At 38.8% G+C, this 13926-nt stretch carries 10 protein-coding genes; all 10 read left to right on the top strand.

Going from position 1 to position 13926, the window contains the following annotated elements; genetic code table 11:
- The first annotated feature begins 63 nt into the window (after positions 1-63).
- The 10 genes from rpoC to ACB089_RS25590 all read left to right on the top strand — a co-directional run bounded on the left by rpoC (position 64) and on the right by ACB089_RS25590 (position 13852).
- A complete protein-coding gene (gene rpoC, locus ACB089_RS25545) occupies positions 64-3750 on the top strand; it encodes a DNA-directed RNA polymerase subunit beta' (protein ID WP_374964535.1) in 3687 nt (1228 codons plus the stop codon).
- A gap of 138 nt (positions 3751-3888) precedes the next feature.
- On the top strand, positions 3889-4137 hold the full coding sequence (locus ACB089_RS25550; RefSeq protein WP_374964536.1) for a ribosomal L7Ae/L30e/S12e/Gadd45 family protein: 249 nt from the start codon (positions 3889-3891) through the stop codon (positions 4135-4137).
- A 98-nt stretch (positions 4138-4235) separates the two neighbouring features.
- Positions 4236-4655 carry a 30S ribosomal protein S12 gene (gene rpsL, locus ACB089_RS25555; RefSeq protein ID WP_008181595.1) on the top strand — a complete coding sequence of 140 codons (420 nt, stop codon included), beginning with the start codon at positions 4236-4238 and terminating at the stop codon, positions 4653-4655.
- Between the two features lie 146 nt (positions 4656-4801).
- The gene (gene rpsG, locus ACB089_RS25560; RefSeq protein ID WP_024364378.1) at positions 4802-5272 is read left to right on the top strand and encodes a 30S ribosomal protein S7; all 471 of its coding nucleotides are present in this window, start codon (positions 4802-4804) and stop codon (positions 5270-5272) included.
- An 80-nt stretch (positions 5273-5352) separates the two neighbouring features.
- Positions 5353-7431 carry an elongation factor G gene (fusA, locus tag ACB089_RS25565; protein WP_374964537.1) on the top strand — a complete coding sequence of 693 codons (2079 nt, stop codon included), beginning with the start codon at positions 5353-5355 and terminating at the stop codon, positions 7429-7431.
- A gap of 138 nt (positions 7432-7569) precedes the next feature.
- Positions 7570-8757, top strand: a complete 1188-nt coding sequence (tuf, locus tag ACB089_RS25570; protein ID WP_374964539.1) for an elongation factor Tu — start codon at positions 7570-7572, stop codon at positions 8755-8757.
- A 550-nt stretch (positions 8758-9307) separates the two neighbouring features.
- Entirely contained in the window at positions 9308-9994 is a 687-nt protein-coding gene (locus ACB089_RS25575; protein WP_368637337.1) for a response regulator transcription factor, read from the top strand.
- 2 nt (positions 9995-9996) lie between these two features.
- Positions 9997-11013 (top strand): sensor histidine kinase, encoded by a 1017-nt coding sequence (locus ACB089_RS25580; protein WP_374964540.1) that lies wholly within the window; start codon positions 9997-9999, stop codon positions 11011-11013.
- A gap of 96 nt (positions 11014-11109) precedes the next feature.
- Positions 11110-11871 carry an ABC transporter ATP-binding protein gene (locus ACB089_RS25585; protein ID WP_374964542.1) on the top strand — a complete coding sequence of 254 codons (762 nt, stop codon included), beginning with the start codon at positions 11110-11112 and terminating at the stop codon, positions 11869-11871.
- Complete coding sequence (locus tag ACB089_RS25590; RefSeq protein WP_374964544.1) at positions 11861-13852, top strand: FtsX-like permease family protein; 1992 nt, start codon at positions 11861-11863, stop codon at positions 13850-13852. Before ACB089_RS25585 ends, ACB089_RS25590 begins: the two co-directional genes overlap by 11 nt.
- Positions 13853-13926 lie beyond the last annotated feature (74 nt).

Consider the following 13926-nt stretch of genomic DNA (forward strand, 5'->3'; position numbering starts at 1 on the left):
AACGATTATCGAGCTGCGTAAAAGAGTCTTTATAAAGACCTATACTAGAGGGAGGTAGGCTCCTTGATAGACGTTAATGAATTTGAATATATGAAAATTGGTTTAGCTTCTCCTGACAAGATCCGTTCTTGGTCATACGGTGAAGTTAAAAAACCTGAAACAATCAACTACCGTACTTTAAAACCAGAAAAAGATGGTTTATTCTGTGAGCGTATTTTCGGTCCAACTAAGGACTGGGAGTGTCATTGTGGTAAATACAAACGTGTACGTTATAAAGGCGTAGTTTGTGATCGTTGTGGAGTGGAAGTAACACGCGCTAAAGTTCGTCGTGAACGTATGGGCCACATCGAATTAGCAGCACCAGTATCTCATATCTGGTACTTCAAAGGTATTCCTAGCCGTATGGGTCTTATTTTAGATATGTCCCCACGTGCACTAGAAGAAGTAATTTACTTTGCTTCTTACGTTGTAATCGAGCCAGGTGCTACAAACTTAGAAAGTAAACAACTACTTTCTGAAAAAGAGTACCGTGCATATCGCGAAAAATTCGGCAACACATTCGAAGCATCTATGGGTGCTGAAGCAATTAAAAAATTATTAGGCAAAATTGATCTTGAAGATGAAACTCAATCTTTAAAAGAAGAGTTAAAAACAGCACAAGGTCAACGTCGTACACGTGCAATTAAACGTCTTGAAGTTGTTGAATCATTCCGTAACTCAGGTAACTCTCCTGAATGGATGATTTTAGATGTACTACCAGTTATTCCACCAGAGCTTCGTCCGATGGTGCAATTAGATGGTGGCCGTTTCGCAACTTCTGACTTAAACGATTTATATCGTCGTGTAATCAACCGTAATAACCGTTTAAAACGTTTACTAGACCTTGGTGCTCCAAGTATCATCGTTCAAAACGAAAAACGTATGTTACAAGAAGCTGTTGATGCATTAATTGATAACGGTCGTCGTGGTCGTCCAGTAACAGGTCCAGGTAACCGTCCATTAAAATCACTTTCACATATGCTGAAAGGTAAACAAGGTCGTTTCCGTCAAAACTTACTTGGTAAACGTGTTGACTACTCTGGTCGTTCGGTTATCGTAGTAGGTCCAAACTTAAAAATGTACCAATGTGGTCTACCGAAAGAAATGGCAATTGAGCTGTTCAAGCCTTTCGTGATGAAAGAGTTAGTAGAACGTGGTCTTGCGCATAATATTAAATCTGCTAAACGTAAAATCGAGCGTTTAAACAACGACGTATGGGACGTTTTAGAAGATGTAATTCGTGAGCATCCGGTATTACTTAACCGTGCACCAACGCTTCACCGTCTTGGTATTCAGGCCTTTGAACCAACATTAGTTGAAGGTCGTGCTATTCGTCTTCACCCGTTAGTATGTACAGCTTATAACGCTGACTTCGATGGTGACCAAATGGCGGTTCACGTACCATTATCAGCTGAAGCACAAGCTGAAGCCCGTCTTCTAATGCTTGCGGCACAAAATATCCTGAACCCGAAAGATGGTAAACCAGTTGTAACACCATCTCAAGATATGGTACTAGGTAACTATTACTTAACACTTGAACGCGAGGATGCTCGTGGTGAAGGGGCAATTTTCTATGGACCAAATGAAGTACTAATTGCATATGATACAGGTCATGTTCATTTGCATACTCGTATTGCAATTAAAGCAGCTTCATTAAATAACCCAACATTTACTGAAGAACAAAATAATATGTTCCTATTAACGACTGTTGGTAAAGTAATCTTTAACGAAATCTTGCCGAAATCATTCCCATATATTAACGAGCCAACTGATTTCAACTTAGAGCAAGAAACACCAGACAAATACTTTGTTAATTTAACAATTGATGAAGAAACGTTAAAAGAACTTGAAGCAGATGCGGCCTATAATGCACTTGATGAAAAAGGCAAAGTTGATGCACAACGTACAGCTGTATTACGCAAACACTTTGCATCAGTACCAGTTGTTAACCCGTTCCGTAAGAAATTCTTAGGAAATATCATTGCTGAAGTGTTTAAACGTTTCCACATTACTGAAACATCTAAAATGCTTGACCGTATGAAAAACCTAGGATTTAAATACTCAACACGCGCTGGTATTACTGTAGGTGTGTCTGACATCGTCGTATTACCAGATAAAGGTGAAATTTTAGCAGAAGCTCAAGAAAAAGTAGATAAAGTTCAAGCGCAATTCCGTCGTGGTTTCATCACGGAAGAAGAGCGTTATGATCGTGTTATCTCAAGCTGGAGTGCTGCAAAAGATGAAATTCAAGCGAAACTGATGAAGTCACTTGAAAAAACAAACCCAATTTTCATGATGTCTGACTCAGGTGCCCGTGGTAACGCATCTAACTTTACACAGTTAGCTGGTATGCGTGGTCTGATGGCCAACCCGGCTGGTCGTATCATCGAACTTCCAATTAAATCTTCATTCCGTGAAGGTTTAACGGTATTAGAGTACTTCATCTCAACTCACGGTGCTCGTAAAGGTCTTGCCGATACGGCCCTAAAAACTGCCGATTCAGGTTACTTAACACGTCGTCTTGTTGACGTAGCACAAGATGTTATCGTTCGTGAGGATGACTGTGGAACTGACCGTGGTTTAACAATTGGTGCGTTAATGGAAGGTACAGAGCTAATTGAAGCGTTAGATGAACGTATTATCGGTCGTCATACGAAGAAAACAATCGTACATCCGGAAACAGGTGAAGTTATTTTAGAAAGAGACGGTTTAATCGACCAAGATATCGCACGTTCAATTATCGAGGTTGGTATCGAGGAATTAACAATCCGTTCAGCATTCACATGTAATACAAAACATGGTGTATGTAAAAAATGTTACGGCATGAACTTGGCAACAGGTGAAGAGGTTGAAGTTGGGGAAGCAGTTGGTATTATTGCGGCTCAATCAATCGGTGAACCAGGTACACAGTTAACAATGCGTACATTCCATACTGGTGGGGTTGCCGGTGACGATATTACACAAGGTCTTCCACGTATCCAAGAGATCTTCGAATCACGTAATCCAAAAGGTCAATCTGTTATTTCAGAAATCGCTGGTACTGTTTCGGATATCACTGAAATCCGTGAAGGTCTAAAAGAAATTACAATTCAAGGTGACGTAGAAACTCGTAAATACCCAGCACCTTACAATGCTCGTCTGAAAGTACAAGAAGGCGACTTTGTAGAACGTGGTCAAGTATTAACAGAAGGTTCTATCGATCCAAAACAATTGTTAAAAGTTAAAGACGTTTTGACAGTTCAAGAATATTTACTAAAAGAAGTACAAAAAGTATACCGTATGCAAGGGGTAGAAATTGGAGACAAACATATCGAGGTAATGGTTCGCCAGATGCTTCGTAAAGTACGTGTAATTGAAGCTGGAGATACAGAATTATTACCAGGCTCATTACTAGATATCCACCAATTCTCAGAAGCAAATGCAGATGCTGTGTTAAATGGCAAAAACCCTGCAACTTGTCGCCCTGTAATTCTTGGTATTACAAAAGCTTCTCTTGAAACAGAATCATTCTTATCTGCTGCATCCTTCCAAGAAACAACACGCGTGTTGACAGATGCAGCCATTAAAGGTAAACGTGATGAGCTTCTAGGATTAAAAGAGAACGTAATTATCGGTAAACTTGTTCCTGCAGGTACTGGTATGCAACGTTATCGTCAAATCCGTATCGAAAAAGATGAGCTTGACACAGATGAGCTAATTTCTGCTGAATAATCATTAAATAAATGCCGGAGAGATGTATTTTCATCATCTCTTCGGGCTTTTTAAAGATATTAGTTGACAGTCGAAATTGGTAATGATAATATATTGAAGGTTGATAGTTAACTGTTCTGTACTTTGGAGGATATGAAAATGTCTTATGATAGAGTAAGGGATAGTCGAACAATCATAGGTACAAAGCAAGCAGTAAAAGCAATGCGCGATGGTTCAGTGAAAGAACTTTTTGTGGCACTTGATGCAGACAATTGGGTAACCGATTTGGCCATTACTTTCGCGAGAGAAATCGGTGTGCCAGTTATTCTTGTTGAGTCCAAAAGGGAACTGGGCAAGGCCTGTGGAATCCACGTTGGAGCAGCGGTTGTTGCTATTGCTGTAGAGTAGTTTTTGTGTATAAAACACAAAGACTTTGTTTTTACCCAAAAAATGAACCACCTGGATGTGTGGTATTAACAAGGAATAAATGAAGGGAGGAAATACCGATGCCTACAATTAACCAATTAGTACGTAAGCCTCGTCAATCTAAAAGCACGAAATCAAAATCACCAGCGTTAAACAAAGGATATAACTCATTTAAAAAATCTTTAACTGATGTTAAATCTCCACAAAAACGTGGTGTTTGTACTCGTGTAGGTACAATGACACCTCGTAAACCAAACTCAGCGTTACGTAAATACGCTCGTGTTCGTTTAACTAACCAAATTGAGGTTACAGCTTATATCCCAGGTGAAGGCCACAACTTACAAGAGCACAGTGTTGTTCTTATCCGTGGCGGACGCGTAAAAGACTTAGCGGGTGTTCGTTACCATATCGTACGTGGAGCTCTTGATACAGCTGGTGTAAACGGTCGTTTACAATCACGTTCTAAATACGGAACAAAACGCCCTAAAGAAAAAAAATAATATAACACTATATAGTGTTTCTTAATAAGAGCCTCATGTAGGTGTGACATATTTCAAATCTTGCTAGCAGATTTGAAATATAATAACAACTACGATAAGGCAACTTTATAAAATAAATCGATAACTATTCGAAAGGAGGAAAACACATGCCTCGTAAAGGTCCTGTTTCCAAACGTGACGTGTTACCAGATCCAATTTATAATTCAAAACTAGTAACTCGTTTAATCAATAAAATGATGGTTGATGGTAAAAGAGGTACTTCTCAAAAGATTTTATACGGTGCGTTCGAACTAGTTAAAGAACGTTCTGGTGAAAATCCAATCGAAGTATTCGAAGCTGCTCTAAACAACGTAATGCCAGTTCTTGAAGTACGTGCTCGCCGTGTTGGTGGTTCTAACTACCAAGTACCAGTTGAAGTACGTCCAGAACGTCGTACAACTTTAGGTCTTCGTTACCTAGTTAACTATTCTCGTCTTCGTGGTGAAAAAACTATGGAAGAGCGTTTAGCTAACGAAATCCTAGATGCTTCAAACAACACTGGTGCATCAGTTAAGAAACGTGAAGATATGCACAAAATGGCAGAAGCGAACAAAGCATTCGCTCACTACCGTTGGTAATTTAACCTATGTGTTAGCTAATTGGCTAACACAAGGTCTTTTATACAGTCTTTACCCCAATATGGAAGGAGAAATTTCCTATGAAACGCGAATTCTCACTTGAGAATACTCGTAATATTGGGATCATGGCTCACATTGATGCTGGTAAAACAACAACAACTGAGCGTATCCTTTATTACACTGGTAAGATTCACAAAATCGGTGAAACTCATGAAGGCGCTTCTCAAATGGACTGGATGGAGCAAGAGCAAGAACGTGGTATTACAATCACTTCTGCTGCAACAACAGCACAATGGGCAGGCCACCGTGTAAACATCATCGATACTCCTGGACACGTAGACTTCACTGTAGAAGTAGAACGTTCATTACGCGTACTTGACGGTGCTGTAACAGTACTAGATGCTCAATCTGGTGTTGAGCCTCAAACTGAAACTGTATGGCGTCAAGCTACAACATACGGTGTTCCACGTATTGTATTCATTAACAAAATGGATAAAACAGGAGCAGATTTCTTATATTCTGTAGGAACTCTACATGATCGTTTACAAGCAAACGCTCACCCTGTTCAATTACCTATCGGAGCTGAAGATGAGTTCTCAGCAATCATCGACTTAGTTGAAATGAAAGCTACTTTCTACGGCGACGAAAAAGGTACAGCAGTAACTGAAGGTGAAATTCCTGAAGAATACCGCGCACAAGCTGAAGAATACCGTGAAAAATTAATCGACGCTGTTGCAAGTGTTGATGAAGAAATCATGGAAAAATATTTAGAAGGCGAAGAAATTACTGTTGCTGAACTTAAAGCGGCTATCCGTCGTGCTACGATCGCAGTAGAATTCTACCCAGTAATCTGTGGTACAGCATTCAAACACAAAGGCGTACGCCCAATGTTAAATGCAGTTATCGATTACTTACCATCTCCAGTTGATGTACCAGCAATCAAAGGTACTTCAGTTGATGGTGACGAAGAGTTAGAACGTAAATCTTCTGATGAAGAGCCATTCTCAGCTCTTGCATTCAAAGTTATGACTGACCCATTCGTAGGTAAATTAACTTTCTTCCGTGTGTACTCTGGAACATTAGATTCAGGTTCATACGTACAAAACTCTTCTAAAGGTAAACGTGAGCGTGTAGGTCGTATCCTACAAATGCACGCTAACTCTCGTGAAGAGATTTCTAAAGTATTCGCTGGGGACATCGCAGCAGCAGTAGGTCTTAAAGATACTACTACTGGTGATACTCTATGTGACGAGAAAAACCTAGTTATTCTTGAATCAATGGAGTTCCCTGAGCCAGTAATTTCTCTTTCTGTAGAACCAAAATCAAAAGCTGACCAAGATAAAATGGGTCAAGCTTTACAAAAACTTCAAGAAGAGGATCCAACTTTCCGTGCTCACACTGACACAGAAACTGGCCAAACAATCATCTCAGGTATGGGTGAGCTTCACCTTGATATCTTAGTTGACCGTATGCGCCGTGAATTTAAAGTAGAAGCTAACGTAGGTGCTCCAATGGTATCTTACCGTGAAACATTCCGTGGCTCTGCAAAAGTTCAAGGTAAATTCACTCGCCAATCTGGTGGTCGTGGACAATACGGTGACGTAACGATTGAGTTCTCTCCAAATGAAGAAGGTAAAGGCTTTGAATTCGAAAACGCTATCGTTGGTGGTGTAGTACCTCGTGAGTACATTCCTGCAGTAGAAGCGGGTCTTCGTGACTCTCTTGATCGCGGTGTAGTAGCTGGTTACCCACTAATCGACATTAAAGCGAAATTAGTATTCGGTTCTTACCATGACGTTGACTCGAATGAGATGGCGTTCAAAATTGCTGCATCTATGGCTCTTAAAGAAGCTGCGAAACAATGTGATGCAGTTATTTTAGAACCAATGATGAAAGTTGAAGTTGTAATTCCAGAAGAATACCTTGGTGATATCATGGGTAACATTACTTCTCGTCGCGGACGCGTTGAGGGTATGGATGCTCGCGGTAACTCTCAAGTTGTTCGTTCAATGGTTCCTTTATCGGAAATGTTTGGTTACGCAACAACTCTTCGTTCTGCAACGCAAGGACGTGGTGTATTCTCAATGACATTCGATCATTATGAAGAAGTACCAAAATCAATCGCTGCAGAAATCATCAAAAAAAATAAAGGTGAATAATTGAAATTTCATCTTGCATAAAGTATAACTAATTTGTAAGCTATGATTGTGGGATGGTGGATGGGCCCGTTCACCATCAGCAAGCATTCTATAATTACAAAAAAATATAAACATATAATTTTGAGGAGGCAATCTCTAATGGCTAAAGAAAAATTTGACCGTTCAAAAACGCATGCTAACATTGGTACAATCGGACACGTTGACCATGGTAAAACTACTTTAACTGCTGCAATCGCTACAGTTCTTTCTAAAAAAATGGGTGGTACAGCTAAATCTTACGCTGACATCGATAACGCTCCAGAAGAAAAAGAGCGTGGTATCACAATCAATACTTCACACGTAGAATACGAAACAGCTACTCGTCACTATGCACACGTTGACTGCCCAGGACACGCTGACTATGTTAAAAACATGATCACTGGTGCTGCACAAATGGACGGTGGTATCTTAGTAGTATCTGCTGCTGATGGTCCAATGCCACAAACTCGTGAACACATCCTTTTATCTCGTCAAGTAGGTGTTCCATACTTAGTAGTATTCATGAACAAATGTGATATGGTTGACGACGAAGAATTATTAGAATTAGTAGAAATGGAAATCCGTGACCTACTATCTGAATATGACTTCCCAGGTGACGATCTTCCTGTAATCAAAGGTTCTGCTCTTAAAGCTCTTGAAGGCGAAGCAGAATGGGAAGAAAAAATCGTTGAATTAATGGACGCTGTAGATGCTTACATCCCAACTCCAGAACGTCAAACTGACAAACCATTCATGATGCCAATCGAGGACGTATTCTCAATCACTGGTCGTGGTACAGTTGCAACTGGCCGTGTTGAACGTGGTCAAGTTAAAGTTGGTGACGTAGTTGAAATCATCGGTATCGCTGAAGAAGCTAAATCTACTACTGTAACTGGTGTAGAAATGTTCCGTAAATTATTAGACTATGCTGAAGCTGGTGACAACATCGGTGCTTTACTTCGTGGTGTAGCTCGTGAAGATATCCAACGTGGTCAAGTATTAGCTAAACCAGGTTCAATCACTCCACACACTAACTTCAAAGCTGAAGTTTACGTTTTATCAAAAGAAGAGGGTGGCCGTCATACTCCATTCTTCTCTAACTACCGTCCTCAGTTCTACTTCCGTACAACTGACGTAACAGGTATCTGTAACTTACCAGAAGGCGTTGAAATGGTAATGCCTGGCGATAACATCGAAATGACAGTAGAACTTATCGCTCCAATCGCTCTTGAAGAAGGTACTAAATTCTCTATCCGTGAGGGTGGCCGTACTGTAGGCGCTGGCGTAGTTGCTTCTATCCAAAAATAATTTTAGCGCAAGCTAATTTTTCAAAACCAATCTGTAGGGACGCTTACAGATTGGTTTTTTATGTTAAAATAAGTAAAGAACATTTGATAATCTTATTTGAATTAGATTATTTTATGTATACATAATAGGTGAAATACCAAGTAAGCAGAAATAGTGATCTTTTTTACGAACTGCTAGCGATAAAAGCTAGTGCCAGAGATTAAAATTAAACCAGTGTAGCATGTAGAGTGTAGAATCGCATCCCTTTTAATTTCTACCAACCGTTTAAATAGTTCATCTTCAAAAAGTTAGGATAACTATTTGTTAAAAACGCATGTCATATATAAGGTTGATTGGAGTAAAGGCTGGGCGACTCCTTGGGGCTCATTTGACGCCCCAAGGAAGCTTTGCTCTGTGCGAAAGCGAAGCGTCAGCAACAAATGTTTTATCTGTGCGAAAGCGAAGCGTCAGCAACAAAGCGCCCAGCCGGAGCGGAAATCAACCTCACGTTATGATGCTGAGCATATTTAGTACATAAAACACTTCATGGAAGGAGAAATTGCAAGTGGAGATGAAAATATTGTTGATCGAAGATGATCCATCAATTTTTGAAATGATTCAGACGCGTTTTGCACAATGGACTCTTCAAGTTATTGGTCCTAAAGATTTCCGAAAAGTGATGGATGATTTTATTGAGGAAAAGCCGCAGCTTGTATTGATTGACATTCAGCTACCAGCCTATGATGGCTTTCATTGGTGTCGCGAAATTCGGCATATCTCAAAGGTGCCAATTCTCTTTCTATCGTCAAGGGATCACCCAATGGATATGGTGATGGCAATGCAAATGGGCGCTGATGATTTCGTACAGAAACCCTTCAATATGGATGTATTACTTGCAAAGGTACAGGCCATTTTACGCCGTACATATGATTATGTAGAAGAGTCGTTGGATGTTACACGATTTAATGGGACAGTTATTGACTATGCACGAAGTGAAATTATGTATGAAGGACAGCTTGTTTCCTTAACTAAAAATGAGCTTTTTATTTTACGTATTTTAGTGGAGAAGTCTGATCAAATTGTTTCTAGGGATGATTTAATGAGAAAGTTATGGGACGATGAGCGTTTTGTTAATGATAATACCTTATCTGTAAACGTAAATAGATTACGTGCAAAGCTCGAGGATATCGGTTTACAGGATGTTATTTTAACAAAAAAGGGACTGGGTTATATGGCAGTAACGCAGGGACGTGAGTGAAAATGCTACTTTTATTTTTAAAAGAACGCCTTGCATGGATAGGCTTTTTTGTATTTATTATTGTCATTCTTAACGTTTTATTTACTTTAGATGCTGGGTTAGTTGGCGTTTCAATTTGGTATGTGAATGTTTGCTTGCTTGTTAGTTTCATAGTCTTTTTTATATGGCGATATGTAGTTGAAGTAGGGCAGTTGAAGGATTTCCTGGGAAATGTGGACAGCCAACTTGATGACGCACACAGTAGAAACTTAGCGTTATCACCTTTTCAAGCTGCATATTTTACAAAGATTGAAGATGTCTTTTACGATAAGGATACGGAGTTAAATCAAGCAAAAGTACAGCTACAGGAATATACAGATGAGCTCTTGGCCTGGGTTCATGAAGTAAAAGCACCATTAACTTCGATTAATTTAATGTTAGACCGTGTTGAAGATTTGACATTACGTCGTAAATTAGAGGCTGAGTGGTTAAGGCTACATTTATTGGTCGATCAGCAGCTACATCAAACACGTTTTTCTTCAATTGAAAAAGATAATTATATGGCAGAGATCGAGCTCAGAACGGTTGTCTATAAGGAAATAAGAGCTATGCAAGCATGGTGTATTGAAAAAGGCATCGGTTTTGATGTGGATGAGTTAACGGAGACTGTGATGACGGATGGTAAATGGCTAGCTTTTATCGTGCGACAAATTTTATCCAATGCCATTAAATATAGTCCTGCAAATTCCGAAGTATTAATATTTACGGAGGTAGATCCGAAGGGCGCCACTTTATTACATATAAAAGATGCAGGCATTGGTATTTGTAAGGAGGATTTGCCTCGAATTTTTCAAAAGTCGTATACTGGAACAGCTGGGAGAGAATCTGCGCAGTCCACAGGCATGGGTTTGTATTTAGCGCATAACGTGGCTCAGAAAATAGGTGTTCGTATTAGTGTACAATCAACTGTAGATGAAGGCTCAATATTTACCTTACGTTTTCCATTACAAAATGAATATGTCAAACTAACAGGTAGATGACGAAATTGTCACCTACCTTTTTATATTGTCATGTAAAACGCACGAATTGACGGAGCAGACAGGATACACTTGAACTATAGAAAGGGGCGTTTACAAGTGGCAGTTTTAATTGGTCGTAAAGTGAAAAAAGTATATGGAAAAAAATCAACAGCTCAAGAGGTTTTAAAGGGCATTGATTTAGAAGTGAATAAAGGTGAATTTGTCGGCATTATGGGACCATCAGGCTCAGGAAAAACAACACTTTTAAACGTTTTGTGTTCGATTGACTTTGCAACAGAAGGTGTTATTGAAATAAACGGTCAAAACCTACGTGGTATGAAGGAGAAGGCGCTGGCTAATTTCCGCCGTGAGCAATTAGGGTTTATATTCCAGGATTATAATTTATTAGATACATTGACGGTGAAAGAAAATATTCTACTCCCATTAGCCATTAGTAAACTACCGAAGGCTGTTGCGGAGAGTCGTTTAAAGGAGCTTACACATTTATTAGGTATTACCGAGATTTTAAACAAATACCCAAACGAAATATCAGGTGGCCAAAAGCAACGTACATCGGCAGCTCGTGCACTTATTACAAATCCATCGCTTGTATTTGCTGATGAACCTACAGGCGCACTTGATTCAAAATCAGCTACTGCACTTTTAAAAAACTTACAAAGTATTAATGAGACAAAAAAAGCAACGATTATGATGGTTACGCATGATGCGGTGGCAGCAAGCTTTTGTACACGTGTTTTGTTTTTAAAAGATGGATTCATTTATAGTGAGCTATATAAAGGGGATAAAACGAGACAGGCATTTTTCCAAGAGATCATGCATACGCAAAGTGTGCTAGGTGGTGACGGTTATGAGTCTTAGTAAACTCGTGTTACGCAGCATGAAGAAAAATATGAAGCACTATTATTTATATTTCTTCGCACTTATTTTTAGCGTTACTTTATATTTTTCCTTTGTGACATTGCAAAATAACCCTAACGTGCTAGCTACTGTACAGGAGAGCGGTACAGCCACAGCAGGCTTTGAAGCAGCAACATATATGTTGTACTTTATTATTTTGTTTTTCGTACTTTATGCAAACCATTTATTTATGAAGCGTCGCAGTAAGGAAATAGGCTTGTATCAGCTGATAGGGATGACAAAGGGGCTTATCGTACGCTTATTGGCGGTAGAAAGTATCCTATTATTTGTAGGCGCGGTCGTTTTAGGTATGCTTGCAGGGTTCTTTAGCTCACGCTTATTTGCAATGATTTTACTGCGCGTACTAGAAAAAGAGGCACTTGTGACGATGACATTTAGTACGCAAGCATTTCAACAATCCGTTGCAGTATTTGCCATTCTACTAGTAATTGTACTTGTGCAAATGGCTTGGATGATTCATCGTGTATCACTTCTGTCACTATTTACAGCTGCTAAACAAGCAGATGAGCGTGTAAAACGATTTAGTCCACTACAAATGGTCATCGGTTTTTTAGGTCTTGTGTTAATTGTATATGGCTACTATGCATCAACAAAGTTATTCGATATTGACAATTCAGGAAATTTATTTCTAAATATGATCATTATTTTAGCTTCTACCATTGGTGGAACCTTTCTTGTATTCCGTTTTTCCGTAGCATTTATTATGAATTCAGTTCGCCTAAAGAAAAATGGGCATTTATCTGTACATGATGTACTCGCATTAACACCAATTATGCATCGTATGAAAAGTAATGCAAAATCATTAACGCTCATTACTGTTTTAACGGGTGTATCACTCGGGATTGCCACATTAGCATATATTTCGTATTATTCATCAGAAGCACATGCATATAGTAGTGTACCTGGCGACTATATATTGCTTGAAGATAATGATCATGATTTTTTTAAAAAGCTAGAAGAAAATAATATTGATTATAATAAAATAGACTACCGATTACAGGGTGTAACAGCGGCAGTTGGACAATTAATACCAGAAGAAGATCAACAAGAAGGTAATCCTTTTTATAATATGGAAGGGACTATTTATACAATTCCACTTTCTGATTATCAACAAAGAGTTCCTGAGGCATCAGTATCTGGTAATGAAGCCATCTTAACAAACTATGGTGGGTATATGGAAGCGATGTTCAAGTTAGAGAAAGACCGTGATATTGTAGTATCTGCGGGAGAGCTTGAAGAAACATTCCATGTTGTAGATATTCAAAAGGAAAGTATTATTAGTGGAATTGTGACTGGTGGGCCAGGAGGACCTATTTTTGTAGTATCAGATGAAGTATTTGAAAAGCTTGCTACAAAATCTGATCTTTTCCAATTTCATAAACAAACTACCATTATGTTAAAGTCGAAAAGCGATATAGAGTTAGCTGAGAAATTGTATAAACAAACAATAGGTTCGGATGTTATATCTGTTAGAGATAGCGAAGGCGGAACAACAATGAAATTTACGCAAACATCTTATGAAGGTGAGCGTCAAGAAAATATTGAAACATTAGGCATAACAATTTTTACAACGGCATTTTTAGCTTTAGCATTTTTAATGACAACAGGTAGTATTTTATACTTTAAACAAATGTCTGAGGCTGAAGAGGAACGAGCTTCTTATACGATATTAAGAAAGATTGGCTTCGCTGAAAAAGATATTATGAAAGGTATATATATGAAACAAGCCTTTAACTTCGGTGTTCCATTAATAATAGGGTTACTCCATAGTTACTTTGCTGTTAAGTCGGGATGGTTCTTCTTTGGATCTGAGTTAACAACCCCATTATGGATTGCTATGAGCTGCTATATAGCGTTATATGCTATCTTCGCTGTACTTTCTATTGGATATTATAAAAAAGTCATTCGCGAATCACTATAATAGGAAGAAATCTAAAAGCAGTATGATTATTTAAGATCATACTGTTTTTTTTGCGTCGTTTATATTTGAAAAAA

It is taken from the genome of Lysinibacillus sp. RS10, assembly GCF_041956855.1.
In the GTDB taxonomy this organism is placed as follows: Bacteria; Bacillota; Bacilli; order Bacillales_A; family Planococcaceae; genus Lysinibacillus; species Lysinibacillus xylanilyticus_A.

Coding starts and splice junctions, on each gene's coding strand:
- rpsL (WP_008181595.1), top strand. CDS start 4,236: ATGCCTACAATTAACCAATTAGTACGTAAGCCTCGTCAATCTAAAAGC.
- ACB089_RS25590 (WP_374964544.1), top strand. CDS start 11,861: ATGAGTCTTAGTAAACTCGTGTTACGCAGCATGAAGAAAAATATGAAG.
- fusA (WP_374964537.1), top strand. CDS start 5,353: ATGAAACGCGAATTCTCACTTGAGAATACTCGTAATATTGGGATCATG.
- ACB089_RS25580 (WP_374964540.1), top strand. CDS start 9,997: ATGCTACTTTTATTTTTAAAAGAACGCCTTGCATGGATAGGCTTTTTT.
- tuf (WP_374964539.1), top strand. CDS start 7,570: ATGGCTAAAGAAAAATTTGACCGTTCAAAAACGCATGCTAACATTGGT.
- ACB089_RS25575 (WP_368637337.1), top strand. CDS start 9,308: ATGAAAATATTGTTGATCGAAGATGATCCATCAATTTTTGAAATGATT.
- rpsG (WP_024364378.1), top strand. CDS start 4,802: ATGCCTCGTAAAGGTCCTGTTTCCAAACGTGACGTGTTACCAGATCCA.
- ACB089_RS25550 (WP_374964536.1), top strand. CDS start 3,889: ATGTCTTATGATAGAGTAAGGGATAGTCGAACAATCATAGGTACAAAG.